This is a genomic window from Psychrobacter sp. NG254, from assembly GCF_015277735.1.
GTDB lineage: Bacteria > Pseudomonadota > Gammaproteobacteria > Pseudomonadales > Moraxellaceae > Psychrobacter.
Genome location: NZ_JADHDA010000005.1, coordinates 323,365 through 346,984, shown reverse-complemented (window position 1 = coordinate 346,984; position 23,620 = coordinate 323,365). Strand labels below are relative to the sequence as shown.

Sequence of the window (23,620 nt, the reverse complement as noted above, 5' to 3'; positions counted from 1 at the left end):
TTTACTACAACACCATCGCGGCTATCCAACCAAACACTAACAAAGGAATATTATAGTGAATAAAAGTGGGGATTACACTGTCTTTAATGTGGTCATGCTGTCCATCTATGTTTAGACCAGAGGTTGGTCCCAGAGTCGAGTCTGACGCAGGAGAACCTGCATCACCCAACGCGCCAGCCGTACCTATAATCGCCACGGTAGCCAATGGCGAAAATCCTAACGAGATACACAGCGGCACATAAATCGCAGCCAAAATAGGAATGGTTGAGAATGACGAACCGATACCCATGGTCACAATCAAACCAATGAGTAGCATGATAAATGCCGCCATTGCTTTATTACCACCGAACAGTGAAGCTGCCCCATCGACCAATGGCTGAATCTGCTCAGTCGCTTTCATGACTTCCGCAAACCCTTGCGCGGTAATCATAATAAAGCCAATCATCGCCATCAGCTTGATACCGTCATTAAAGACGCCATCAGCATCACGCCACTTCACCACGCCGGTTGCCATAAACACACCAAAGCCAAACATCGAACCAAGTAGTAGCGAATCAGTATATAACTGCACGACGAAAGCCGTAACGATAGCAGCTAGTGCAACCAGCGTCTTTAGCTTGCTTTGCGACTGTGCACCAGCAGCAGTCTTGCTTAGGGCGTCACCTTCTACAACTGCATCGTGTGCTTGCTGATCTATCGCAATCTGCTGATAGGTGCGCGGTTTACGGTAGCTAATAAATACAGCAACTATCAAACCAATGAGCATACCTAGTGCGGGAATCGCCATGGCCTTGACCACAGAGATATTACTAACATCAATGCCTGCTTCACCCACGTTTTTGAGCATAATCTGATTGAGGTAGATATCACCAAACCCATAAGGGATGAACATATAGGTGGTGACCAGTCCAAAAGTAATCAAACAGGCAATCAGGCGTCTATCGATGTGCATGCGATTGAATGCCAATAATAGTGGAGGTACCAGTAGCGGAATAAAGGCAATATGAATGGGGATTAAGTTCTGGCTAAAGCAGCTCATGGTGATGAGGCCTGCAAACAGCATGTACTTAATCATGCCACTCGTGCCAGCAGTATCTATACGCCTAATCACAGCACCTGCCAATGATTGCGGCAAACCCGAATGGGCAATCGCGACCGCAAACGCCCCTAGCAGCGCATACGACAGTGCAATCTCTGCGCCATTACGAATGCCTTCTTGAAAGGCATTTAGCGTATCGGTAATGCCGAGACCGGCTAGCAGTCCACCTGCCAGCGCCCCGATTAATAAACTGAGCACCACGTGCACTCGCGAAAGCGACAGCCCTAGCATAATAATAACGGCTAGCAATACTGCATTGATGGCCATGTGTTGCCCCTTGTTCTTTATACTTTGGTCGTATTGAGACCTATGAATATTGCAACTGATGAATAGCGCTCGATTGTCTATAACCTCTCAATATCAGAGCCTGTTTTAGACGCGCGCCAGTTTACCTTATTTTGGGTATAAAGCCTACGTATAGAACCGAGTAGATATCCACACAAGCAAGCAAGTTTGATCCACATCGACCAAACCCTCTTTATATTTGCTGACTGTCGTATCCTTCATAGACCAATGCCATCATTGACGAAACAGCATTACCGACATTAATAGCATTGTTTACTGGGTACTCAAGCAACTATTTAGCAAAGATAAGCAGGCGACTTTGCCAATCAGCCTTGCAATTTTTTGTGTGAACACCATTTATCTAAAGATGAACCACGAACTTGACTTTACAAGTCTGGGGAACGAGGAAAAATACATGAGTGAACATAATATTGATAAAGACAACATCGACATCGATGTATCATCTGCCCTTAACGTTGACACTGACACAACGACTGGCACTGACGCTAATATCAGTGCTGACGCGGATAATGAGACAGAGAGCTCATCCACGGATGAACTAACTGCCTCATCTGACACTGTCAAAGATGACGAAGATGAAAGCTATTTACCACTGCTGGCATTACGTGACGTCGTCGTCTATCCGCATATGCAAATTGCACTCTTTGTGGGACGCGCGCCATCGGTAAAAGCCGTTGAGCTGGCACAGGCTGAGTATGGCAATAAAGTACTGGTCGTCGCTCAAAAAGACTCACTGACCGAAGACATTGATCAAGACAACTTGTATCAGTACGGTACGGTATGCCGAATCGTCAGCACCATGCCGCATGACAGTGATGAGAATTGCATCAAAGTATTGATCGAAGGTCAGTACCGCGCCCGTGTCGATAATATCGAAAGTCATGACGAGCTATTGATGGCGAGATTTGAGCGTGCCGATCTTGATGTCAGCATGGATGAGAGCCAGCAAAAGAACACCATTCAGGCGTTAACAGCCCTATTCGAAAGCTATGCAGATGCGCGCCTGCGCAATGCCCGTGAGCTGACTCGCGTGGCCAAGCGTATTGATGACTTGCTTGAGCTTGTGTACTTCATCTCAACTCGTGTGTCGATGGACCTTGATATCAAACAATCTTTCCTAGAAAAAGACGATATCAAAACCCACATCAACACCTTGACGGAATATCTGGTCAAGCAAAGTGCTGAGCAAAACATCGAGCAGGACATCCAAGAAGCGGTTCGTCAGCAGATGGAAGACAATCAGCGCGAATATTTCTTGAACGAAAAAATGAAAGCCATCAAAAATGAGCTGTCAGACATGAATGACGGTGCATTCGATGGTGAAGATGATGTGGCTGAGCTAGAGCAGCGCTTAGAAGACGCTGACCTGCCAGAAGATGTGCGCAAAAAAGCTGAGCAAGAGTTTAAAAAGCTCAAGATGATGCCGCCTGCATCGAGTGAATCGTCAGTTGTACGCAACTACATTGAGTGGATTTTGGACACGCCGTGGAATGCGACGACCAAAGTTTCAATCAATTTAGACAAAGCCAAAACTGTATTAGACGAAGACCATTATGGCCTGCAAGATGTGAAAGACCGCATCTTGGAATACCTCGCCGTGCAATCACGTGTGAAAAAACTTCGTGGCCCGATTCTATGTCTCGTCGGTCCTCCAGGTGTCGGTAAAACCTCATTGGGTGAATCGATTGCCCGTGCCACTGGTCGTAAGTTCGTACGTATGGCGCTTGGCGGCGTGCGTGATGAAGCGGAAATTCGTGGTCATCGCCGTACCTATATCGGTGCAATGCCAGGTAAAATCGTTCAGTCACTGGCTAAAGTCGAAGTCAAAAATCCGCTATTCTTATTGGATGAAATCGATAAGATGGCGCAAGATTTCCGTGGTGATCCAGCATCAGCATTGCTTGAAGTGTTAGATCCCTCACAGAACGATACGTTTAACGACCATTATTTAGATATGGACTTAGATTTGTCGCAAGTGATGTTTATCTGTACGGCAAACAGCATGGATATTCCGCCTGCGCTGCTTGATCGGATGGAAGTTATTCGCTTGCCGGGTTATACCGAAGAAGAAAAAGTGAATATCGCACAGAAGTACCTCGTGCCAAAAGCGATCAAGAATAACGGTCTCAAAGAGGGTGAGATTGAGATTGTAGAAGCGGCTTTGCACAGCATCGTGCGTAGCTATACGCGTGAAGCAGGTGTCCGTAACCTTGAGCGCGAAGTGAATAAAATCTGCCGTAAAGTGGTACGCGGTTCGGTTGAAACTCATGGCGCACGTGCTCCGAAAAAAGCAGAACGTCAGCTAGTGACAGTCGATGACAAGAACATCGATGACTATCTAGGTGTGCATCAGTATGACTATGGTCTGGCTGAAGAAGAGCCTGAGATTGGCCGTATTACTGGTTTGGCTTGGACACAAGTCGGTGGTGAGTTATTAACTATCGAAGCAGTCGCCATGAAAGGTAAAGGTGAGCTTAGCTTTACTGGCTCACTTGGTGACGTGATGAAAGAGTCAATTCGCGCGGCGATGAGTGTGGTTCGTGCTCGCGGTGATAGCTTAGGTATTGACTACGAGACGTTTAAAACGATGGACATTCATGTTCATATGCCAGAAGGTGCCACGCCAAAAGATGGCCCATCAGCTGGTGGTGCATTGACGACAGCACTGGTCTCTGCGTTAACGGGTATTGCCATTCGTCCAGATATTGCTATGACAGGTGAGATTACCCTGCGTGGCAAAATCCTACGCATCGGTGGTCTTAAAGAGAAGCTACTCGCAGCGCATCGCGGCGGTATTAAGCATGTCTTGATTCCAGCGACCAATGAGCGTGATTTGGCTGATATCCCTGATAACGTTAAAGCAGGTTTGACCATTCAACCAGTTGCCACGATTGAAGAGATATTAAAAGTAGCATTGGTCAGTATGCCAGTTCCAATCAAGCCTACTAAAGTGACGGTCGATAAAACCAAAGGTAAAGCATTACACAGTTAATAAGTGGTTCTGTTATTCACTCAACCTAACTAATCCTAATAAGCCGCTCATCACATGATGGGCGGCTTTTTTATACGTTTATTTCAAAAAAACGTGTATTTGTGCTGATTTTAAAAGCATACGATACTTACATTTATTCACTGATTGTTGCGCTTTTGGTGAATAACTATAGAGTTAGCTTGGCTATACTAACTCCGATGTTAACGAATATTTATACGAGTCTTAATAGAACAATAACCATAAATATTCGAAAGCTAATGACGACTAAAAATAATGACTAAAATAATTGGAGAGAATAATGAATAAGACAATGCTTGCAAGTGCCCTATTATGCGGTTCAGCGTTAGTGATGACTGGTTGCCAGACAGTAGAAGGTCAAATGCAGACAGGCAATCCATTAAACCAACCTGCTCTAAAATCAACGATACACACCGTCAGTAGTGATAAAAAAGAAGTCGGTCAAGTATTCTTACGCCCAGTGGATGACGGCGTACAAGTATACGGTAAGCTGATGAATCTACAGCCAGGTCAAACCGTAGCGCTGCATATTCATGAAACAGGCAGCTGCGCCGATATGGGCAAAGCGGCAGGTGGTCACTTTAATCCAGACAATAAGCCACATTCTAACCCAGACGATATGAATGGTCATGCAGGTGATTTACCTAACTTAACCGCCAATGAAAACGGCGTGGCGACCATCAACTATGTGAACAAGAAAATATCTGCGGTTGAAGCAGGTAAATACAGCGTTAACCGTTTGGCCTTTATTGTACATGGTGGTACGGATGACTATACCAGTCAGCCAGCAGGTAATGCAGGCGACCGCGTTGCTTGCGGTATTATCGAAAAGAATTAATAGTGTCTGACCTTGGCTATTATTGATATCAAAAAAAACCTCTTAACTATTGTATATGGTTGAGAGGTTTTTTTGTTATCGATAGAAAAATATTTATTCTTCTACCCATTCGCCTTTACGCCAGTACACACCCCAACGTGTGGCTTTGCCGTTTTTCTCAGAGCCAATATACTGCTCTTTTTTCTTACGTGACCAGCGCAAAATCGTTGCATTGCCCTCAGGATCTTCATCTGGCCCTGCAAACAGATACTGGAACTTGTCTTCCATTTTATCTTTGATTTCTCGCAGTTCAGCCAGCTTTGGCGGACGTGTCTCGCGCACTTTCGGGAACTTAGACGCTGCTAAGAACATACCAGCTGCTCCTTCACGCAAGATGAAGTAATCTTCATGCTTGACCGATTTTAGCTCTGGCAAGTGGATTGGATCCATGCGCGGCGGAGCAGCTTCGCCTGTCTTTAAAACTTTGCGAGTGTTGTCACAATTCTGACAAGCAAAGTATGGACCAAAACGACCCGTTTTTAGCTCCATCTGCCCATCACATTTATTACAGTCGATAGTTGGCGCATCTGAGCCTGGTACTTCAAACTTACCTTCTTCTAGAATATAGCCGTCGCAGTCAGGGTTGTTACCGCAGATGTGCAGCTTTAGACCACCATCCACGATATAGCCGTTCATCGCTGTGCCACATTTCGGACAGCGTTTTTTCTCCATCAAATCTTTGACTTCGGCCGCTTCGTCATCGCCTTCTGGATCATCCAGATTGGCAAATGCTTCGACTGGCATTAGATTTTTAGTGCCTTTACAACGCTCTTTCGGTGGCAAATTATAGCCAGTACACCCTAAGAATACACCGGTTGATCCCGTACGCAGCTGCATCGGACGATCACAAATATCACAATGGACATCTGGCACATCGGTTGGGTCATTTGGACGCATGCCGTCTTTTTCTTTGGCACGATCCAGAGTGGTCTTGAACTCACCATAAAAGTCATCAAGCACATCTTTCCAGTTTTGCTCACCCTCTGCCACGTGATCGAGCTTGTCCTCGAGCGCCGCGGTAAAGGTATAATCCATCAAGTCTGGGAAGCTGGCTGTCAGTCTGTCAGTGACGATATCACCCATTTTTTCGGCAAATAAACGTTTGTTCTCAAGCTTCACATAGCCACGATCTTGAATGGTTGAGATAATAGACGCATAAGTTGATGGACGGCCGATGCCTTTTTTCTCCAGCTCTTTGACCAGACTGGCTTCGGTGAAACGAGGTGCAGGCTTGGTAAAATGCTGACTTGGGTCTAGCTTGTCTAAAATTAACTGGTCGCCTTTTTTGACATCTGGCAACAATGTATCGTCAGTCTTGGCAGGTGGCATCACTCTGGTATAGCCATCAAACACCAAGGTACGACCACGGGCTTTTAGCTCTACATCATTGGCACCAACGAATAGGTTCACGGATAAATATTTGGCAGGCAGCATCTGACAGGCCACGAATTGACGCCAGATCAGCTCATACAGACGTATCGCATCACGCTCAACCCCTTTAAGCTGGGTTGACTTCATGGTGACATTAGACGGACGAATCGCTTCATGCGCCTCTTGCGCGCCTTGCTTATTGCCATAGAAGTTTGGTTTTTCTGGTACATATTTTGCGCCATAGCTGTCTTCAATATGACCACGAACCGCCGCAAGCGCGTCACCAGACAAGAACGTCGAATCGGTACGCATATAAGTAATATGACCGGCTTCATATAAACGCTGCGCCAAAATCATGGTTTTCTTGACAGAAAAGCCTAAACGCGTACTGGCAGCCTGCTGCAAAGTCGAGGTAATAAACGGCGCGCTTGGGCGTGATTGCGTTGGCTTCTCTTCACGCTCTTTGACGATGAAGTCGCTGGTATTTAGTATCTCTAAGACTTTATCAGTCTGTTCTTTATTTACCAGCTTGAGGGTTTTACCGCCTTGTTTGGTCGCCTCTAGACGGATGCCTATTTGCTCAGCGTTTTTTTGGCTAGTAGCGATATGCGTGTCTGCATGAATCTGCCAGTACTCTTCTGGAATAAATGCACGGATTTCATGCTCCCGCTCGACCACCAATCGCATAGCAACCGACTGTACGCGACCTGCAGACAGTCCGCGGGCGATTTTTTGCCATAATAGTGGCGATACCATAAAGCCAACGACGCGATCCAAAAAGCGACGGGCTTGCTGGGCGTTGACACGGTCGATGTCGAGCTTTGATGGCTGCTTAAAGGCATTTTGAATGGCGGATTTGGTGATTTCGTTAAAGACCACGCGCTCATACTTACTATCGGCGCCGCCAATGACTTCTTTTAAATGCCAAGCGATTGCTTCCCCTTCTCTATCCATATCCGTTGCGAGATAGATTTTGTCAGCGTCTTTGGCTAAGGCTTTAAGCTCTTTAATGACTTTGGTTTTGTTTGGCAGCACTTCATACACTGCCGCCCAGTCATGCTCTGGATCCACGCCCATACGGCGCACCAATGCCTGCTGAGCCTTTTCTTCTTTGGTTAGACTCTCATCTTTTTTAGCCGTCGTTGCTTTCTTTGCGCTTTTGCTCGCACTGACCGGTAGGTCACGGACATGACCAATACTTGAGCGTACAATAAAGTCATCACCAAGGTATTTATTAATCGTTTTTGCCTTGGCTGGTGATTCTACAATCACCAAAGACTTTCCCTTTGGGCTGTCAACAGCTGCTGCTGGACTTTTTTTGGTTGTGGTTTTTGCCATAGTTGACGACACCATAATATAAGTAGATTAAAAGATATAAGTAAATTAAAAATAGAGGAATGTGGCAATTTATGAATACTGATACTCTTGGTTCAGTGATTTATAGTAGTAATAGTTACTGATAAAAAAGGTTATAAAACAAATAATAACCATAAAATAAAGATATAGTTATAAAGAAGTTACACTGCTAAGCGTGAAAATGTCAACTTTAAATAATTAACATACGACCAAGCGCTGAGTTATTACCGTTCAATGGCGATAGAAAATACATAGGCAACGTTATGATTGCTGCTTCATCTCTAATGCCCACTTTTCCAAATTGGCTTTGAGCGCCAGTAGATCCCTTTCAATCAATGTATGATGATAGGCAGGGTTGCTCAATGGGCGAACATAAGCGATGTCTTCCCAATAAATGATAATGCTATTGGCCTTGGTCAACATGCCTTTGACAAATGGCTCAATACTCACAGGTAGATCAAGAGGGGTTTTATCCAAGATAAATTGGGTCTTATTGACCGCTGCTGTGGTAGTGATATGGCTTGAGCGAATGGCGCTTGGAATGGTCAGCGTCTTGTCCTCTGAGCTTGTATCCACAAAACTGCTGTCCGGTCGCCATTGGCCATCGATGACCTGATAACGTGTGTGCGGCAGTTTGATATCATCCAACACGAGGCAATACTGACCCAGCATGCCGCGGCCATATTCATTGTCCCGACCTTTTATCCAATCAGGACAACCGACCAGCTTTGGATTGAGCTGTAGACGACGCGCGGTCATACGCAGCTTATCCAAGCGCTGATCGATACCGTTAGGTTTGAGCGCCATCATACTCCCTAATACAAATAGTACAATGATAATGCCAATCAACGTGCCCATAACGGTCTGACCTTTTGACGAAATGAAAATGATGCTATACAGCTTAAATATAGTTAACTCAGTTTAAAAGAGCGTCAGGTCAACCGAGTGCAGAGGTAACTGTGATACTTCAACCGAGGTTAACGCTGTTATAGAGGATTGACTATACAATATCGCGACTTATAACTGCCGCCTCTATATCTATAAAGACTTATAATGAGCGCAAACCTTTAAAAATCAAGCAGTCCTTATTAATAAGCACCCAACAACGGGCACTCTCACTCACTATAAACTCATTCGTTATACTGTTAAATCATATAGTTAACACGTATAGACAACCCTGTGATAAAAGCTGACAAAAACTTGTCTACCCAAAAAAGTGCTATGATAAACCATAATTTTAAACGCGCGCAGGTTTATTATGAATTATCTTATCAAGCCAAACTCATCGAGCAATCATAACGCTCGCAAGCTAACAAGCAAGCTCATGAGTAAATCCAGCGTAAGTCTGTTATTAATGGGCTTAGTCGTGCTGGCAATCTCGGGCTGTGCCACTACTCAAAGTCTAACCCCCCAGCAATGCCAAACCAGTAACTGGAAAGAAGTCGGTCATGCAGATGGTAGTATTGGTCGCTCAGGGGCATATTTTGGGCACTACGCCAACAGCTGCGCCAGCATAGGCGCTGCAACACCCAATCGCATCCAGTGGGAACAAGGTCGCCAGCTCGGGCTCAAAAACTACTGCACCGAGCTCAATGCCTATAAAATAGGCCGTGAAGGATATGAGTGGCAGCCTGTTTGCCCACTAGAAGGTATCGAGAAATTAGAAGAAGCGTACTCTCAAGGACGCTACTATCATATCCGTCAGCGCGATCTCGATTACTTGCGCTCGCCTTATCCCTTTGGCTACGGGCACCTAGGTTTGGGTTATCATCCATATCGGTATGGCTGGTAAAAAGAAAACCCCACTGAGTACTTAATTTGAGGTTTAAGTACTTAGTGAGGTTAAAAAGTATTTTATTGTTTTTATTTTATCGTTATATTAGCTACCATCTCGGTGGTTGGCTATCTAGCAACTGCCTGATGGCAATCATGTCAAAAACCATACCTTTTATAGCGTTGCTTTACTCATTGACAAAGGCTATCTTGCTCAGTCCCGCTTCACTGGCTGCTGCCAACACTTGAGCCACCGTGTCGTACTTACCTTCTTTATCCGCACGCAGTTGTATAGAAGGGTCTTTGCCAGCAGCCCCTTGCTGTTGCAAGCGCGTCTCCAGCTCCTCCATACTGATGGGATCACTGTCCCAAAATATCCCTGCATCTTTATCAATACTGATCTGAATGGCTTCTGGCGGTGTCTCGTTCACCGACGCACTGGTCTCTGGCAGATCTAAAGGTACTGTTGGATTCAGCACGGTTGCTGTCAATAAAAAGATAATCATCAATACCAACATGATATCGATCAGCGGAATGAGATTCATCTCATCCATGCTGCGTACATCATCATCGCCCAGTTGAAATGCCATAATTACTCTCAATGCTGTTGGTTCTTTTTATATAGCCAAAATAGCTCAGTGATACTCATACGCTGACTGATTCATTGGCTTATCTATCGATTCATTATTTTAGCGGGTGTAGCTATACTTATCGGTGCCTGTTACAGCTGCTTTGATACGGCGTTACTATAATGGCTCGTGTTTTGAGTATCTGCTGCCGATGAGCTCATAGATTTTGCAGCAGATACTGGTGCAGAATTATTGACCGCAGATGGTGCTGTGCCCGCTAGGCCAGTCGATTGTGCCAATAAATCATGCGCTCTATCATTGGCCTGATACATGATGCGGCGATTGATACGTACAGCAAGGTTATAAAACACCACGGCTGGAATGGCGACAGCAATACCAAGGCCTGTCATAATCAGTGCTTCACCCACAGGCCCCGCCACTTGTCCTAGTCCTGCCTGCCCGCTCATACCGATATTGTGCAAGGCATGGAAAATACCCCATACTGTCCCAAACAAGCCAATGAACGGTGCAATCGCTGCTGTCGTACCCAAAATAGGCAAACCGCGCTCGCTTGCAAAACGATAGCGACCGATGTGCTTGAGCAAAGTCTGCTCAGTCACCAAACGGCGAGTGGCAGCATCAGAACCTATCAAATCCTGCTGTCTTGCCTGCAGCTGATGACTTAAATCATCTGCCACGTTAGCCGCCAGTTTACGGCTTTGCAATACGCGGACGATACCTGTCACCCAAGAGAGAATAGATAATGCAAGCAACAAAAAGAACAACGTTTTTGTCACCATGTCGCTGATCTGCCAGTATTGCATAAAGTCCATTTCAGACTCCTTAATGTTTTGTACAATCAAATGCTACCGTAGCAAGCATCATGTCTAGACTGATTATGAAAGATTATTGGTACATACGTTGTTATAAAATATAACTACTTAAGGAACGGTATAGCTGATAGGCAGGGTCACATTGCCTACTACAGGTGCACCATTCTTATTAGTAAAAGGTTTGAACTTGCCTGATCGCACTTGACGCTGGGCTTCTTTATCTAGCAGAGGGTTACCCGAAGAGGTGGCCACTCGCACACTATCAATACCGCCTTGCTTGTTGACTCGTAATACCAACACCACATTGAGCGTGTCACCTGAGCGTGCACGACGGGCAGCACGATCAGGGAAGCTGAGGTTTGGCGCAGAGGCCCAGTTGGCCGAAGTGGCGGTGAAACTTACCGGCTCATCACTTTGCGCTGCTGCCTCAGCGGCAGCTTTAGCCTGTGCGGCTGCCGCAGCATCTTTTGTCGCCTTAGCTGCCGCTGCTTCTCTAGCAGCTTTTGCTTGGGCTTCTGCTTTGGCATCCGCGACTCTTTTCGCTTCTTGAGCGGCTTTCGCATGCGCTTCTAGTTCTGATTTTTTGGCTTGTGCCTCAGTGAGTCTGCGCTGCTCATCAGCGGCTGACGTATCGACCTCTGGTTTGGGCAATATTGGTTTTTGCTTGGTTTCAGACGGTGTCTGTTCTTTAGCGATTACAGGCAGCGTTTTAGGTTTTGGTTTTTTTACGACAGACTCTGCCGGTTTTTCTATTGTCTTGGGCGTCTTAGTAGGTTTTCTAGGTTCGGGCTCTGTTTTTTGTGGCTGTTTTGGTTGAGACTTTACCGGTGGTGGTGCTTCTTTTTTGGCAGGTGCTGGTAGTTTTTCTGCCTGTACTTGGGTTTTAGGCGACTCAGTCTTAGCAGGTAGCGTCACAAACTGTATCTCAACAGGTGGCGTATTTTTTGGGGGTTCAGGTATTGGCTTAGGTGTTTTGATCGCCACCAAGGCAACTGCTGTGAGCACATGTAGTCCTATGACGACTATCACAGCGAGCAGTATTGAGCTAAGTGGTGGCGCGTCTAAATCCGTTGAACTCATAACAGCCTAATGTTTATTACTCAGAGTAGAATGGCGTAGATAATAATGCAAACGATAATTATTATCAATAATAATTTATAATATTTTATCTTTCCAAACTGTCTTTAACACCTAGCTTTGACACCTAGGTTTTTTGGCAGCTGTGTTCATCAAATCTTTCGTTTTAATCGATATCATTTGTCCATTACGTCTCATCATCGAGGTCGTACATAACCCTCATAGCATCAGATGTCACCAGTTATTTTTTAACACGACAAGTATTGCTAATAAAAACCATTATCATTTATATTGATAATGAGTCTCAACTACTTTATCATGACGGCTGTCTGATTTGCTCATGCCGTTTTGCTAAAAATACGCAGCATCAAAAATTCAAAGTTAATTGCCATTTTTATGACTACTTTCACGTTGAAGACACGCCATAAAATATTGCTCACACATTTTTCGATATACCGAGTTTACTATGCCTACTACCCTATCATCTAGCCAACCTACTACGCCTTTTTTCAAACGCCCATTATTGACTGTTGTTATGACAGCGATGATAGCAACTGCCGGCTTGGCAGGCTGTAGCGCTCCTGATTCTAATGACTCTGAGCCAGCCGATGCCAAAACCGAAAACCCAACGGCTGATGAATCAGCGAACGTGGCGAGCAACGATGCCGTCTCTGCTGAAAAAATTATGATTGATACAGTAAAAGGTGATGTAGAGCTCGCAATCAATCCCTCACCGCTCGTCGTTTATGACATGACGCTGATGCAAGATTTGGCAGCGCTTGATGTGGCAGTAGATGGCGCGCCAAGTGGTCTAAAACTAGATAATTTGCACGCTAAGACTCAACCTGAGCCAAAATCTGTTGGTACGGTGTTTGAGCCAGATCTTGAAGCGTTGAATGCCATGCAGCCACAAGCCATCTTGGTCGGCTCGCGTATGGCAGAAAAATACAACGAGCTATCAAGTATCGCCCCAACATTAGATATGAGCATTGATACGGCAAACATCTATGAATCAAGCAAGCAGCGTTTGCATGATCTAGGTGCTCTATTCGGTAAAAGTGATCAGGCAGCTAAGCTACAACAGAACATAGATGGACTCATAACTGAGACCAAAAATCTGACGAAAGACAATAAAGGTACTGGCCTAGTCGTCATGGTCAATGGCAATAAAATGTCAGCCTATGGTGACAAGTCTCGCTATGGCTTTATCCACACTGTGTTAGGTGTACCGATGGCAGATGACAAAATTGCCGATGCGCCTCATGGTCAGCCGATCTCTTTTGAGTACATCCAAAAAGCCAATCCAGATTGGTTATTTGTCATTGACCGCAGTGCCGCGATTGGTGAAGATGGTATTGGTGCCAAGGCAGTATTAGACAATCCATTGGTTGCTCAGACCAATGCATGGAGCAAGCAGCAAGTGGTTTATCTTAGCCCAGACTCTTACTTAGCATTTGGCGGCTACTATCAATGGATGCAGGATTTGACAACGATTAAGGGCGCGTTTACTAGCACTAAATAATGTCGTTTGCTATACAGTCGATTGTTATGCTAGTAAGTATTACTACCTTTAACACTGCTCATTTTTAAGCCAGTAGAGATTATGTCGTTATTTTCACACCGTGCTCATGCTGGGATCAACCCCAGCAAGTCTCTAGACCATAAATATCGATGTACTGTCATACCACCGTGGTTCATCAATACAGCAAGCCTCATTGTCATGGGGCTTTTGGTGTTATTGAGTTTGTCTATTGGTGTGGCTGACTTTTCATGGTCAGGTATCCTGCAGAGCCTTCTGACTCAGAGTGCCAATTCCGATAGCTCACTCCTATTAGTCAGCCGCATACCCCGCACCATCGCTATTATTTTGACTGGTATTGCGATGGCAGTGGCTGGGATGATTATTCAAGTGGTGCTCAAAAACCGCTTCGTCGAGCCCTCTATGGTCGGTGCGACTCAAAGCGCTGCACTTGGTTTGCTGGTGGTCAGTCTGCTGTTCCCTGCCAGTGCACTCATTGTCAAAATGAGCGTGGCAACCATCGCTGCAGTGTTCGGTATGATGCTATTTATGCTGCTGATTCACCGTATTCCGCCTACCGATTTTTTGATGATTCCACTGATTGGCATTGTTTTTGGCGGTATTATTGAAGCAGTGACTACCTTTATCGCCTATCAAACTGAGTCACTACAGATGCTGAGCGTCTGGCAGTTTGGTGATTTTTCGGGCGTATTGGCCGGACGCTATGAGCTGTTGTGGCTGACGGGTGCGCTGTGCGTATTGGCCTATATCATAGCCGACAAGCTGACCATCGTCGGTTTGGGTGACAATATCGCATTGAACCTAGGTATCAGTAAGCGTCAGGTCACTTGGATTGGCGTTGGTATGGTCGCCATGATGAGCGCGGTCGTCGTCGTAACTGTTGGCATGATTCCTTTTATTGGTTTGGTCGTACCCAATATCGTGAGCCGATTAATGGGTGATAAGTTACGTCGTAGCCTGCCAGCAGTCGCGCTATTGGGTGCTTCAGCTGTGCTGCTATGCGATATTATCGGGCGCTCGATTCGCTATCCGTTTGAAGTGCCTGTCGCCACGGTCTTTGGCGTGGTTGGTACAGTGCTGTTTTTATGGCTGTTATTGCGAGCGCCCTCTGAGCAGTAGCATCGCGAGTGTCAACCTTTTAAGGGTCACTTACCATCGTTCATTTTTGGCTTTAATAGGGCTTGGCACCATAGGATTTTTGTATGTTCTCACCAACTAAGCTTATTGCTACAAAAACTGGTGCCACCAAAACCAGCACAGCGATAGGTAACTTATCTTCGCCAGACAGCCAGTATTCAACCGCTGATCAGAGTCGCCTAGCAAAACTATGGTCATTCATCGCTAATCATCCAAAATCTATCGCAGCCATCATTCTACTCATTTCGATGGCTTTGTTTCTGACACTTAATGTCAATGGTTACTGGGACTTTGCGCTGCCACTGCGCGGCAAAAAACTGCTGGCACTGATGGTGGTTGGCTATGCGATTGGTGTGTCGACCTTACTGTTCCAGACGTTGACCCACAATCCAATTTTAACGCCCTCCCTACTTGGGTTTGACTCACTCTACATTCTGTTGCAGAGCTTATTGGTTTTCTTTTTAGGTGCGATCAGCTTTACCAGTCTCGATCCTATTGCCAAATTCACGCTAGAGATTGCCTTAATGTTTGGGGCATCTCTATTGTTATTTAAGCTACTATTTTCTAAAAGCAGTCAGGATTTGACGCGCTTGATATTAGTAGGTGTGATCTTTGGCGTGTTATTTCGCAGTTTGTCCGCACTCATTGCACGGCTGATCAATCCTGATGATTTTGTGGTGGTGCAATCTGCTAGTTACGCACAGTTCAACACAGTTAACCCTCAGCTGCTGGGTATCAGTTTATTTATCTGTGCTATCACTGCGATATTTGTGTGGCGCTGGCGTTACCAGTGCGATGTATTGATGCTCGGTCAAGCGCAAGCGATCAACCTTGGCATTAACTATCAGCGACTGGCATTTGGCTTATTGACCGTTATTGCGGTGTTGGTCGCTACGGCCACTGCATTGGTTGGGCCAGTAACCTTCTTTGGTCTATTGGTCTGCGCCTTGACCAACCGTATCGCTCGCCATATGTATCATAGTGAACGACTGATATTGGTCAGCTTGGTCGCTATGATTTGCTTAGTGCTCGGTCAGACGATCTTTGAGCAAGTGCTCGACATGGCAGGTGTATTATCGGTGGTGATAGAGTTAGCGGGCGGATTGATGTTCTTGGTATTGATTTTTATGTCTCAACGTCGCTCTTTATAACTGAGTGTCACTGCTAAAAAAACTATCGCTTAGATGAGAGCTGCTTTGCGTCATTTATAAGATTTTTAAGATCAGACTTTTGAGATAAGACTCCCTATGATTACATTGAACAACATCTCGCATCATATTGGTAAACAACAAATCTTGCATGACATCACATTGTCTCTGCCACCTGCCCAAGTGATTGCGTTGATTGGGCCTAATGGTGCGGGCAAATCTACGTTGTTTTCGGTCATGGCTCGCCTGCAACCGCTACAATCTGGGCAAGTGTGCTTTGGTGAGCATGATATCGCCAGTTGCCATGCTCGGACGTTATCCAAGACGGTGGCAATGCTCGGGCAAGACAATCAAGTACAAGGGCGCCTGCGCGTACATGAGCTACTGATGTTTGGTCGTTATCCTTATCATCAAGGGCAACCGACCGCAGACGATCAGCAAAAAGTACAAGAAATTCTCGAACGCTTTGAGCTTGAGCCTCTTGCCGAGCGTTTCTTGTCAACGCTATCAGGTGGACAGCGTCAGCGCGTGCTGATTGCTATGATTGTCTGCCAGGATACGCCCTATCTATTGCTCGATGAGCCACTGAACAACCTAGACATGTATCATGCTGGTCGACTCATGCGTGAACTACGTCAGCTTAGCCACAATCAGCAGAAAACCGTGGTAATCGTCCTGCATGATATCAACCAAGCGGCACAGTTTGCAGATACAGTAGTTACGATGAAAGCAGGAGAAGTGACGGCTGTTGGTCGCCCTGCTGATGTTATTACTAAAGAAACGATGAAAGATTTATACAACGTCGATGTCACTGTCCTAAGTCATCAAGGACGTCCAGTAATTGTTGATACGGTTTAATGAGTGGTTAGACTCAAGTACGCAATAAAAAACTCAATATAGTGCCAGCACATTGGTACTAGCATTATATTGAGCACATTAATTTTATGTCTTAATATCTATTTAAGTTTTTGCGACGCTTTAAGTCGTTGCTGTCGACCTTTCCACCACAGATAGACGCCCGTCCCTGATAATACCGCCACCGCCAGACCAATGATGGCCAAGAACACTTGGTACAATCGATGTCCCCAACCTTGGCTGATATGCCCCATATGCAGGGTAGAGAGCCATTGGTCTGCTTTACTACCAAAGGCAGCTTGATGACCAAAATTAACCCGCTCGACAGTGCCTGTTGCCGCATCAACAGTGATAGAAGAAGCACCGCCTTTTTTGCCAATATCTCTGTTTGTTTTGAAACGCATCTGCCATTGCTTGTCTTCTTCGACCCAGCGGATACCCAATAGCTGCTGCACCGACACGCCATTCTGCTGTGCGGCACTATCGGCTTGCGCGCTTAGATAGGCAATGCTATTGGTCTTATTGACTACTTGAGTACTTACATCTGCATCATTTAAGCGATCATTAGCGGGCGCATTTGAATGTGCCGTTCTATCTGCTCGACCTTCTCGTTTTGAAGCGTTATCTGACTCAGGTTTGGCAGGTTTTCCCTCTCTTGGTGTCAGTCCGACCACCGCTTGCATCACTGGCTGATAGACCGCTTGCAAGTTAAACCCGACACTCGACCACGCAATGACAAACAGCATGAGCCATAACCATAGCCCAAAGGCATGATGCAGATCATAGTTGAGCTTAAAGAGATTGGTTTTGCGGCGGATTTTCCATGCAGGCAGCCAACGCTTCAAAAACGAGGCGCGCTTTTTGCCAGAGGCTATGTTGGTTTTATTTAATTTGACTGCTCGCGGGAAGGTTAGATAAAAACCAATGAAACAATTGATCGTCCAGACCACTGAAACAATGCCCAATATCCATTTACCAATATCCCCGAGCAATAACTCACGATGTAACCAAAATACTTTCCACATCGTATTGTGCCATGCCCACGCCTCCTTATCACGAGTACCGATGATGGCACTGGTATGGGGATTGACATACACCTCTTGAAAAGATGGTTTGGCCATATCCTTATCATCGCCTCGGCTTCGGTCAACCGAAAATACAACGGATTTATCCGCTGCGATCGACGTTGGCATACTTGAGAACTTGTGCTCTGGGTAAGTCGTTATCACCTTGTCATGAAGCTCAGCGATGGAGAGTACCGGCGTGTTTTGTGATTCTATATGGGCCAGCTTATGATTGAAAACATCATCGAGTTCATCATGAAAAGCCAGTAAAGTACCTGTAATACTGGCAATGATTAGAAAGGCTGCCATAGCAAGCCCTGTATAACGGTGAATCCATAGGCAGGTTTGACGAGGATTGAATGAAATCATTGGTCTTGGTTCTTTGTCATATGTTGTTTTAGTAGGTGCTTATAAGTTGGCATTTCATCGCTGTTGTAGCCACTTTAAAAGCTAATAGGCAATAAAAAGCCAGCTCTCATGTAAAGACAGCTGACTTTATAAATACGATTAGACTTACATTAAGCTAGATAAGCTAAATTAGAACTGATAAGTTAAAGACGTTTTGATATTACGTCCCATTTCAAAATCAGTATAAGCATCATCGATAGAGTTACGTGACGCATGGCTCGCATACGTCTCATCAAAGATATTGTATACACCTAGCGTGGCTTTTATACCTTCAACTTGCGTTGGCGTGTATGTCATAAAGATATCATGCACATCATAGCTTGGTTTTTCGTTGTCATCACTAGCAGTATTCGGTGTCACAGCGGCCACATAAGTACTGCGCCAGCCAAGCTCCGTGGTTTCAGTTGGCGCATAGCCAAGGTTGACCATGTACTTGTCACCAGACTCAGAGCTACTACCACTAACTGAAGCGATGTTATAGCCCGTGTCTTCGCCTTTGCTACGTGCACGAGCATAGCTTAGACCCATGTTAAACTTATCTGCTCGATAATCAGCTGACAGCTCTACACCTTTAATCTTGAAATCTTCGTCATTATTAATGACACCCTGACAGCTGCCATTTAGTTCTCCTGTTGCACAATCCAAACCGACTCGACCACTACCGGCACGTACAAACTCAATATAGTTTTCGATATTAGTTTCAAAGTACTTACCGCTCAACTTAAGAGAGTCATCTGCCATGGTCAGACCGCGAAGCGTTGTCGCAATACCCACTTCTGCATTGTCACCTTCTTCTGCTTTTAGATCGTCATTGACATACGTACCAGCGCCATCGGTATTAAAGATGGTTTGGCTAAGATCTGGACCATTAAATAACTGCGTATAGCTCGCAAATAGTTGGGTGCGCGGTGCAATCTCATAGCTGGCCGCTAGTGCGCCTACGACATTGTCATACGTTTTGCCCGCTGATACATACTCAGGAGACTCGTAACGGTCATAACGAACACCCGGCGTTAAGCTAAGCTTGCCCATTTGCCATTGGTCTTCTAGATAGACTGAGGTATTGGTTGCCTCATCGGTACTAGCATCAGCAAAGTCTCGTGACATCTCAGATTCTTTTTTGTAATGCTCAACCCCAGCGATTAGCTTATGGCTGCCTGACACACCATTGATAATGCTGCTATCGATAACACTGGTGTTTTGTACTTTGCCACCTGTAGTTTTGACTTCTGCATCAAACTCAAACCCAGGTACACCATCAGAGTTACGCAAAATCTGCGTGCTTGTCTGATAGACATTGGCATCTACATTGACCAACTGGTTGGCAGGTTTGTAATTGTAGTCAAGCGCATAGGTATCGCGTTTAACTTCCTGCGGAATGATTGGGTTCCAACCAGCATCTGCTGGGAAATCTGGACGTAGTGGGAATAACCCTTTGTTTTCAGTACGGCTAAAGCTTGCGCCTACATGATGGTCATCAGCAATATAAGCGCCCGCTTTCAATAGGAAGTTTTCGCCTTCACTATCTTGTGTTTGAATATCACGGCCTTTGCCATCTTCTCCAGCATTGGCATCACGCTTGCTATAATAAGCCAATAGATCCACATTTTCTGCCGGTGCGCCATAGACAGTGGCTGAGGTTAGCAGCTCATCGTTGTTGCTAGCATAACCTGTATGAAGCTTAGCACCTACTTTTTGACCGGGCTTGAGTAAGTCAGCTGCATCGACTGTCTCAAAAGCAACCGCGCCGCCGATGGCATCGTTGCCTAGCGTGACTGAGTTATTACCCACTGATACTTCAGCTTGTTTTAGCAAGTCGGGATCAATAGTGACATCACCCATATGGTAGAACAACGCGCCTTCTTGACGGGCACCATCAATCGTTACTTTTAGGTTGGTATCATCGAGTCCACGCACACGGATGCGTTGATTGACCGATGACGTACCGCCCACACCTACGCCTGGTACCACGTTTAAAAAGTCACTCAAATGGCTCGCTTGTGCCGCTGGCGTATAGTCATCTATATAGACAGAGTCTTCTTGTACATCTTTACGTACAGAACTATTGGCAGTCACAGTAATGGTCTGCAACGTTGCATTTGGCATATCTGCTGCCGTCGCAGCACTGGCAGCCTGCGTCCACAATACGGCGGCTACCCCTAGAGACAATACGGTCAACTGACTAGATAACTTTACTTCGCGCATAACTCACTCACTTTATTTACTATTAGAATTTTTAAAGCCGTCGATAAACGGTCTCTTATAACACTGCCTTTTAAGCGACTTGGTTTTGATATGTCCAAGCTCGCTACGCGAATAACATTATTAATGTTAATGATAATTATTAGCATTTAATTAGTGAGGCATCATAACGAAGTATTAACAATTTGGCAATAATTAATATAAAAAAATTGCACGAGTGCTGCAGGCTAACCGTCAATATAAAATGAAGCATTTTAGTGACTGTCAATACGGGGTTATTGACCGTTAAAACGACGACCAGCTTAGATTTGACTGAAGAGAGAAAATAGAAATTATTTTGATAAGTAATAATGATAAGGTCTGGCACTTGTTTTTCTTGTACTACTGTACTAGAATACTGAAACAAGATAGTTCTCAGCGAAAAATTGCTCGATGAGCGACTTATCTACTTTCTTTGGCTAAGATTACCTATTATGACTACCGATCCTTATCAGAGCTTAGTGAAACATTTGACGAACTGTACTAATGGCGCAGACATCGAAAAGCTACTCAGTGCCCTGCTGACCGATAAAGAGCAGCACGACATCGCCAATCGTATCCGGATATTTGACTTGCTTGGTCGCGGTATCACCCAACGTGATATCTCTGAGCAGCTAGGCGTGGGTATTGCCACTGTCTCACGCGGTGCTAAGGCCATGCAAAGCCATGACGTCAGCGCGTTATTGGCCACCCATAGAGACTGCTCTTAAGCCACTGCTTGCGATATTCTCTATCCTTTTACTGACTATTATCTTACTTATTAATCGACACACATTTGATGAATTTTGGACTTTGTTATGACCTCTAGTACCTATCAGCATACCCAACCTGCTCCTATCGATATTCCGAGCAAGCCAAAGCGTATCAAGCTCACACAAGACATTGATTTTTTTGCATTATTCAAACGTATTGAAAGCGCGTTTGACACTTGCTATTTGCTCGAATCATTAGGCGAAGACAGTCATATCTCACGCCATCATGCGATAGGCTTTGATCCTGTCATGACCATTGCAGCACTAGACCGCACCACGCTTGCTATCACTGACAATAAAACGGCTCAAACCGAGCAGTACCAAACTGATAACCCCTATCAGCTGCTGCGTAGCATCACGCCACAGCATGTCATCGCTCGCGATCAAAGCGGTGGCCTAGTCGGTTACTTGGGCTATGACTGCGTGAATTTTTTTGAGCCGAGTGTCAATGCAAAAGCCAGCGACGACTTTGAACCTTTTAAGTTTGGCGTGTATTTAGATGGCTTGACGCTGGATAAAATGACGGGGGAAATCTTCTACTTTTATTATCCAACCGAGCAACAAGAAAACCGTATCGAGCAAATCAAAGCCTTACTTGATACCACAGTGCCGAGCTATGAGTCACCAACGGTTGAGTTTTTGGGTGATGGCATGAGTCAAGAAGAACATGCCAAAGTCGTGATGCAAGTCAAAGAAGACATCATCTCTGGGCGTATCTTTCAGTGTGAGGTAGGTTTTAAGTCTAAGTATCGTATCGCTGGTGATAAGATGCCAATCTATGAAAAGCTGCGCGCGGTCAATCCATCACCGCACATGTACTTTATGAAATTTGCCCAGCAATGCATCATTGGTGCATCCCCTGAGCTGCTATTCCGTTTGCGCCAAGGTGAAATGGAAACTTATCCGCTAGCAGGGACTGCCAAGCGCGGCGTCGATGTGATAGAAGATCGTAAGCTTGCCCGCGCATTGCTCAACGATGATAAAGAAATCGCTGAGCATAATATGTTGGTCGATTTGCATCGTAACGATATTGGCCGTGTAGCGCGATTTGGCACGGTAAAAGTCCGTAGCTTGATGGATATTAAGCGCTTCTCGCACGTGCAGCATATCTCCTCTGAAATCGTCGGTATCTTACATCCTAACGAAGATATGTTTAGTGCGCTTGCGAGCAACTTCCCTGCTGGCACCTTATCAGGTGCGCCCAAGGTAGAAGCCATCAAAGTCATCAATGAGCTAGAGCCAGATGGTCGCGGTGCTTATGGCGGTGCATTAGGGTCTTTCAACTTTAATGGTGATTGTATCTTTGCTATTCCGATTCGTAGCCTCTTTATCAGCGGCGAGTCGGCTTATGCCCAAACTTGCGGCGGCAACGTTTATGACTCAAACCCAGCTGATGAGTACTTAGAGATTCAGCGCAAACTGTCGGCGATGAAAGTGGTGCTAGGCAGCTTTATGTAACTGTCGTTTGTACCAGCCGTAATCCATAACAAACGTACTTTGTACATTGACCATATTTTACCTAGCTATATTTTTACAAAAGAGTTTATGCCCCATGAATGTTTTAATTATCGACAACTACGACTCGTTTACCTTTAATCTCTACCAATATGTGGGCGAGATTTTGCAAACTTTAGGCGGTGATAAAGAAGCCAGCGTCATCGTCAAACGCAACAATGAGATTACCCTAGCAGATGTGCAAGCGATGAACCTTGATAGAATCATCATCTCACCTGGCCCAGGCTCTCCCGATGATCCGGCCTACTTTGGTATCTGTGCCGAAGTGATCGAAGTGATGGGTAAAACGACGCCACTACTGGGTGTGTGCCTCGGCATGCAAGGCATCGCGCATGTATTCGGTGGCGATGTGATACGGGCAAGTGTGCCGATGCATGGCAAAGTATCCTCCATTCGCCATGATGGTTTAGGCATCTATAAAGATTTGCCTCAAGAGCTTGAGATCATGCGCTATCATTCACTAATCGTAAAAGCCGATACCATACCAAGCTGCCTCACGATCACATCTGTGGTCGCCAATGACAGCCGTGCGGATTTGAGCTTTGATGAGTCAGCTCTGACTGGTGATGAGATTATGGGACTGGCGCACAAAGACTATCCAATCCAAGGCGTACAGTTTCACCCAGAGTCATTTGCGACTGAAGGTGCTAAGCGTCTGTTGAGTAATTTTTTAATGCAGGTATAGATCC

Annotated in this window: 18 protein-coding genes; 10 read left to right on the top strand and 8 right to left on the bottom strand. The window is 45.4% G+C overall.

The window, feature by feature from the left end:
* Positions 1-4: 4 nt before the first annotated feature.
* Positions 5-1,366, bottom strand: a complete 1,362-nt coding sequence (locus IP510_RS10855) for a Na+/H+ antiporter family protein (RefSeq protein WP_194364854.1) — start codon at positions 1,364-1,366, stop codon at positions 5-7.
* A 433-nt stretch (positions 1,367-1,799) separates the two neighbouring features.
* Between IP510_RS10855 and lon the strand changes: the two genes are divergently transcribed.
* Positions 1,800-4,397: an endopeptidase La gene (gene lon / locus IP510_RS10850; RefSeq protein WP_227669671.1), complete on the top strand. Its 2,598-nt coding sequence runs from the start codon at positions 1,800-1,802 to the stop codon at positions 4,395-4,397.
* Positions 4,398-4,695: 298 nt separating this feature from the next.
* Complete coding sequence (locus tag IP510_RS10845; RefSeq protein WP_194364853.1) at positions 4,696-5,253, top strand: superoxide dismutase family protein; 558 nt, start codon at positions 4,696-4,698, stop codon at positions 5,251-5,253.
* A gap of 93 nt (positions 5,254-5,346) precedes the next feature.
* On the opposite strand, the gene topA is transcribed toward IP510_RS10845, so the two are convergent.
* A complete protein-coding gene (topA, locus tag IP510_RS10840; RefSeq protein ID WP_194364852.1) occupies positions 5,347-8,001 on the bottom strand; it encodes a type I DNA topoisomerase in 2,655 nt (884 codons plus the stop codon).
* A gap of 279 nt (positions 8,002-8,280) precedes the next feature.
* Positions 8,281-8,877, bottom strand: a complete 597-nt coding sequence (locus IP510_RS10835; RefSeq protein ID WP_194364851.1) for a hypothetical protein — start codon at positions 8,875-8,877, stop codon at positions 8,281-8,283.
* 400 nt (positions 8,878-9,277) lie between these two features.
* Here IP510_RS10835 and IP510_RS10830 point away from each other — a divergent pair, with 400 nt between their 5' ends.
* Positions 9,278-9,811: a DUF2799 domain-containing protein gene (locus IP510_RS10830; protein WP_227669669.1), complete on the top strand. Its 534-nt coding sequence runs from the start codon at positions 9,278-9,280 to the stop codon at positions 9,809-9,811.
* 169 nt (positions 9,812-9,980) lie between these two features.
* Here the strand turns inward: IP510_RS10830 and IP510_RS10825 are convergent, their stop codons facing one another.
* From IP510_RS10825 to IP510_RS10815, 3 genes are all read right to left on the bottom strand, one after another.
* On the bottom strand, positions 9,981-10,382 hold the full coding sequence (locus tag IP510_RS10825) for an ExbD/TolR family protein (protein WP_194364850.1): 402 nt from the start codon (positions 10,380-10,382) through the stop codon (positions 9,981-9,983).
* Between the two features lie 131 nt (positions 10,383-10,513).
* The gene (locus IP510_RS10820; RefSeq protein ID WP_194364849.1) at positions 10,514-11,194 is read right to left on the bottom strand and encodes a MotA/TolQ/ExbB proton channel family protein; all 681 of its coding nucleotides are present in this window, start codon (positions 11,192-11,194) and stop codon (positions 10,514-10,516) included.
* Between the two features lie 108 nt (positions 11,195-11,302).
* Positions 11,303-12,274 (bottom strand): energy transducer TonB, encoded by a 972-nt coding sequence (locus tag IP510_RS10815; protein ID WP_194364848.1) that lies wholly within the window; start codon positions 12,272-12,274, stop codon positions 11,303-11,305.
* Positions 12,275-12,737: 463 nt separating this feature from the next.
* Between IP510_RS10815 and IP510_RS10810 the strand changes: the two genes are divergently transcribed.
* The 4 genes from IP510_RS10810 (at position 12,738) to IP510_RS10795 (ending at position 16,954) form a co-directional block, all read left to right on the top strand.
* On the top strand, positions 12,738-13,793 hold the full coding sequence (locus IP510_RS10810; protein ID WP_194364847.1) for a siderophore ABC transporter substrate-binding protein: 1,056 nt from the start codon (positions 12,738-12,740) through the stop codon (positions 13,791-13,793).
* Between the two features lie 81 nt (positions 13,794-13,874).
* Positions 13,875-14,930: an ABC transporter permease gene (locus IP510_RS10805; protein ID WP_265087592.1), complete on the top strand. Its 1,056-nt coding sequence runs from the start codon at positions 13,875-13,877 to the stop codon at positions 14,928-14,930.
* 83 nt (positions 14,931-15,013) lie between these two features.
* The gene (locus IP510_RS10800; RefSeq protein ID WP_194364846.1) at positions 15,014-16,099 is read left to right on the top strand and encodes an iron chelate uptake ABC transporter family permease subunit; all 1,086 of its coding nucleotides are present in this window, start codon (positions 15,014-15,016) and stop codon (positions 16,097-16,099) included.
* Positions 16,100-16,195: 96 nt separating this feature from the next.
* Positions 16,196-16,954 (top strand): ABC transporter ATP-binding protein, encoded by a 759-nt coding sequence (locus IP510_RS10795; protein ID WP_194364845.1) that lies wholly within the window; start codon positions 16,196-16,198, stop codon positions 16,952-16,954.
* Between the two features lie 98 nt (positions 16,955-17,052).
* Here the strand turns inward: IP510_RS10795 and IP510_RS10790 are convergent, their stop codons facing one another.
* Positions 17,053-18,384, bottom strand: coding sequence for a PepSY-associated TM helix domain-containing protein (locus IP510_RS10790; protein ID WP_194364844.1), 1,332 nt, complete (start codon positions 18,382-18,384; stop codon positions 17,053-17,055).
* 168 nt (positions 18,385-18,552) lie between these two features.
* On the bottom strand, positions 18,553-20,628 hold the full coding sequence (locus tag IP510_RS10785; protein ID WP_194364843.1) for a TonB-dependent receptor domain-containing protein: 2,076 nt from the start codon (positions 20,626-20,628) through the stop codon (positions 18,553-18,555).
* A 470-nt stretch (positions 20,629-21,098) separates the two neighbouring features.
* Between IP510_RS10785 and IP510_RS10780 the strand changes: the two genes are divergently transcribed.
* The 3 genes from IP510_RS10780 (at position 21,099) to IP510_RS10770 (ending at position 23,616) form a co-directional block, all read left to right on the top strand.
* Positions 21,099-21,374 carry a Trp family transcriptional regulator gene (locus IP510_RS10780; RefSeq protein WP_194364842.1) on the top strand — a complete coding sequence of 92 codons (276 nt, stop codon included), beginning with the start codon at positions 21,099-21,101 and terminating at the stop codon, positions 21,372-21,374.
* A gap of 87 nt (positions 21,375-21,461) precedes the next feature.
* Entirely contained in the window at positions 21,462-22,874 is a 1,413-nt protein-coding gene (locus IP510_RS10775; RefSeq protein ID WP_194364841.1) for an anthranilate synthase component I family protein, read from the top strand.
* 94 nt (positions 22,875-22,968) lie between these two features.
* Entirely contained in the window at positions 22,969-23,616 is a 648-nt protein-coding gene (locus IP510_RS10770) for an anthranilate synthase component II (protein WP_194364840.1), read from the top strand.
* The last annotated feature ends 4 nt before the right edge of the window (positions 23,617-23,620 follow it).

Bases quoted from the DNA above. Each gene is read 5' to 3' on its own strand.
- IP510_RS10855 (WP_194364854.1), bottom strand. From the start codon at position 1,366: ATGGCCATCAATGCAGTATTGCTAGCCGTTATTATTATGCTAGGGCTG.
- lon (WP_227669671.1), top strand. From the start codon at position 1,800: ATGAGTGAACATAATATTGATAAAGACAACATCGACATCGATGTATCA.
- IP510_RS10845 (WP_194364853.1), top strand. From the start codon at position 4,696: ATGAATAAGACAATGCTTGCAAGTGCCCTATTATGCGGTTCAGCGTTA.
- topA (WP_194364852.1), bottom strand. From the start codon at position 8,001: ATGGCAAAAACCACAACCAAAAAAAGTCCAGCAGCAGCTGTTGACAGC.
- IP510_RS10835 (WP_194364851.1), bottom strand. From the start codon at position 8,877: ATGGGCACGTTGATTGGCATTATCATTGTACTATTTGTATTAGGGAGT.
- IP510_RS10830 (WP_227669669.1), top strand. From the start codon at position 9,278: ATGAATTATCTTATCAAGCCAAACTCATCGAGCAATCATAACGCTCGC.
- IP510_RS10825 (WP_194364850.1), bottom strand. From the start codon at position 10,382: ATGGCATTTCAACTGGGCGATGATGATGTACGCAGCATGGATGAGATG.
- IP510_RS10820 (WP_194364849.1), bottom strand. From the start codon at position 11,194: ATGGACTTTATGCAATACTGGCAGATCAGCGACATGGTGACAAAAACG.
- IP510_RS10815 (WP_194364848.1), bottom strand. From the start codon at position 12,274: ATGAGTTCAACGGATTTAGACGCGCCACCACTTAGCTCAATACTGCTC.
- IP510_RS10810 (WP_194364847.1), top strand. From the start codon at position 12,738: ATGCCTACTACCCTATCATCTAGCCAACCTACTACGCCTTTTTTCAAA.
- IP510_RS10805 (WP_265087592.1), top strand. From the start codon at position 13,875: ATGTCGTTATTTTCACACCGTGCTCATGCTGGGATCAACCCCAGCAAG.
- IP510_RS10800 (WP_194364846.1), top strand. From the start codon at position 15,014: ATGTTCTCACCAACTAAGCTTATTGCTACAAAAACTGGTGCCACCAAA.
- IP510_RS10795 (WP_194364845.1), top strand. From the start codon at position 16,196: ATGATTACATTGAACAACATCTCGCATCATATTGGTAAACAACAAATC.
- IP510_RS10790 (WP_194364844.1), bottom strand. From the start codon at position 18,384: ATGATTTCATTCAATCCTCGTCAAACCTGCCTATGGATTCACCGTTAT.
- IP510_RS10785 (WP_194364843.1), bottom strand. From the start codon at position 20,628: ATGCGCGAAGTAAAGTTATCTAGTCAGTTGACCGTATTGTCTCTAGGG.
- IP510_RS10780 (WP_194364842.1), top strand. From the start codon at position 21,099: ATGACTACCGATCCTTATCAGAGCTTAGTGAAACATTTGACGAACTGT.
- IP510_RS10775 (WP_194364841.1), top strand. From the start codon at position 21,462: ATGACCTCTAGTACCTATCAGCATACCCAACCTGCTCCTATCGATATT.
- IP510_RS10770 (WP_194364840.1), top strand. From the start codon at position 22,969: ATGAATGTTTTAATTATCGACAACTACGACTCGTTTACCTTTAATCTC.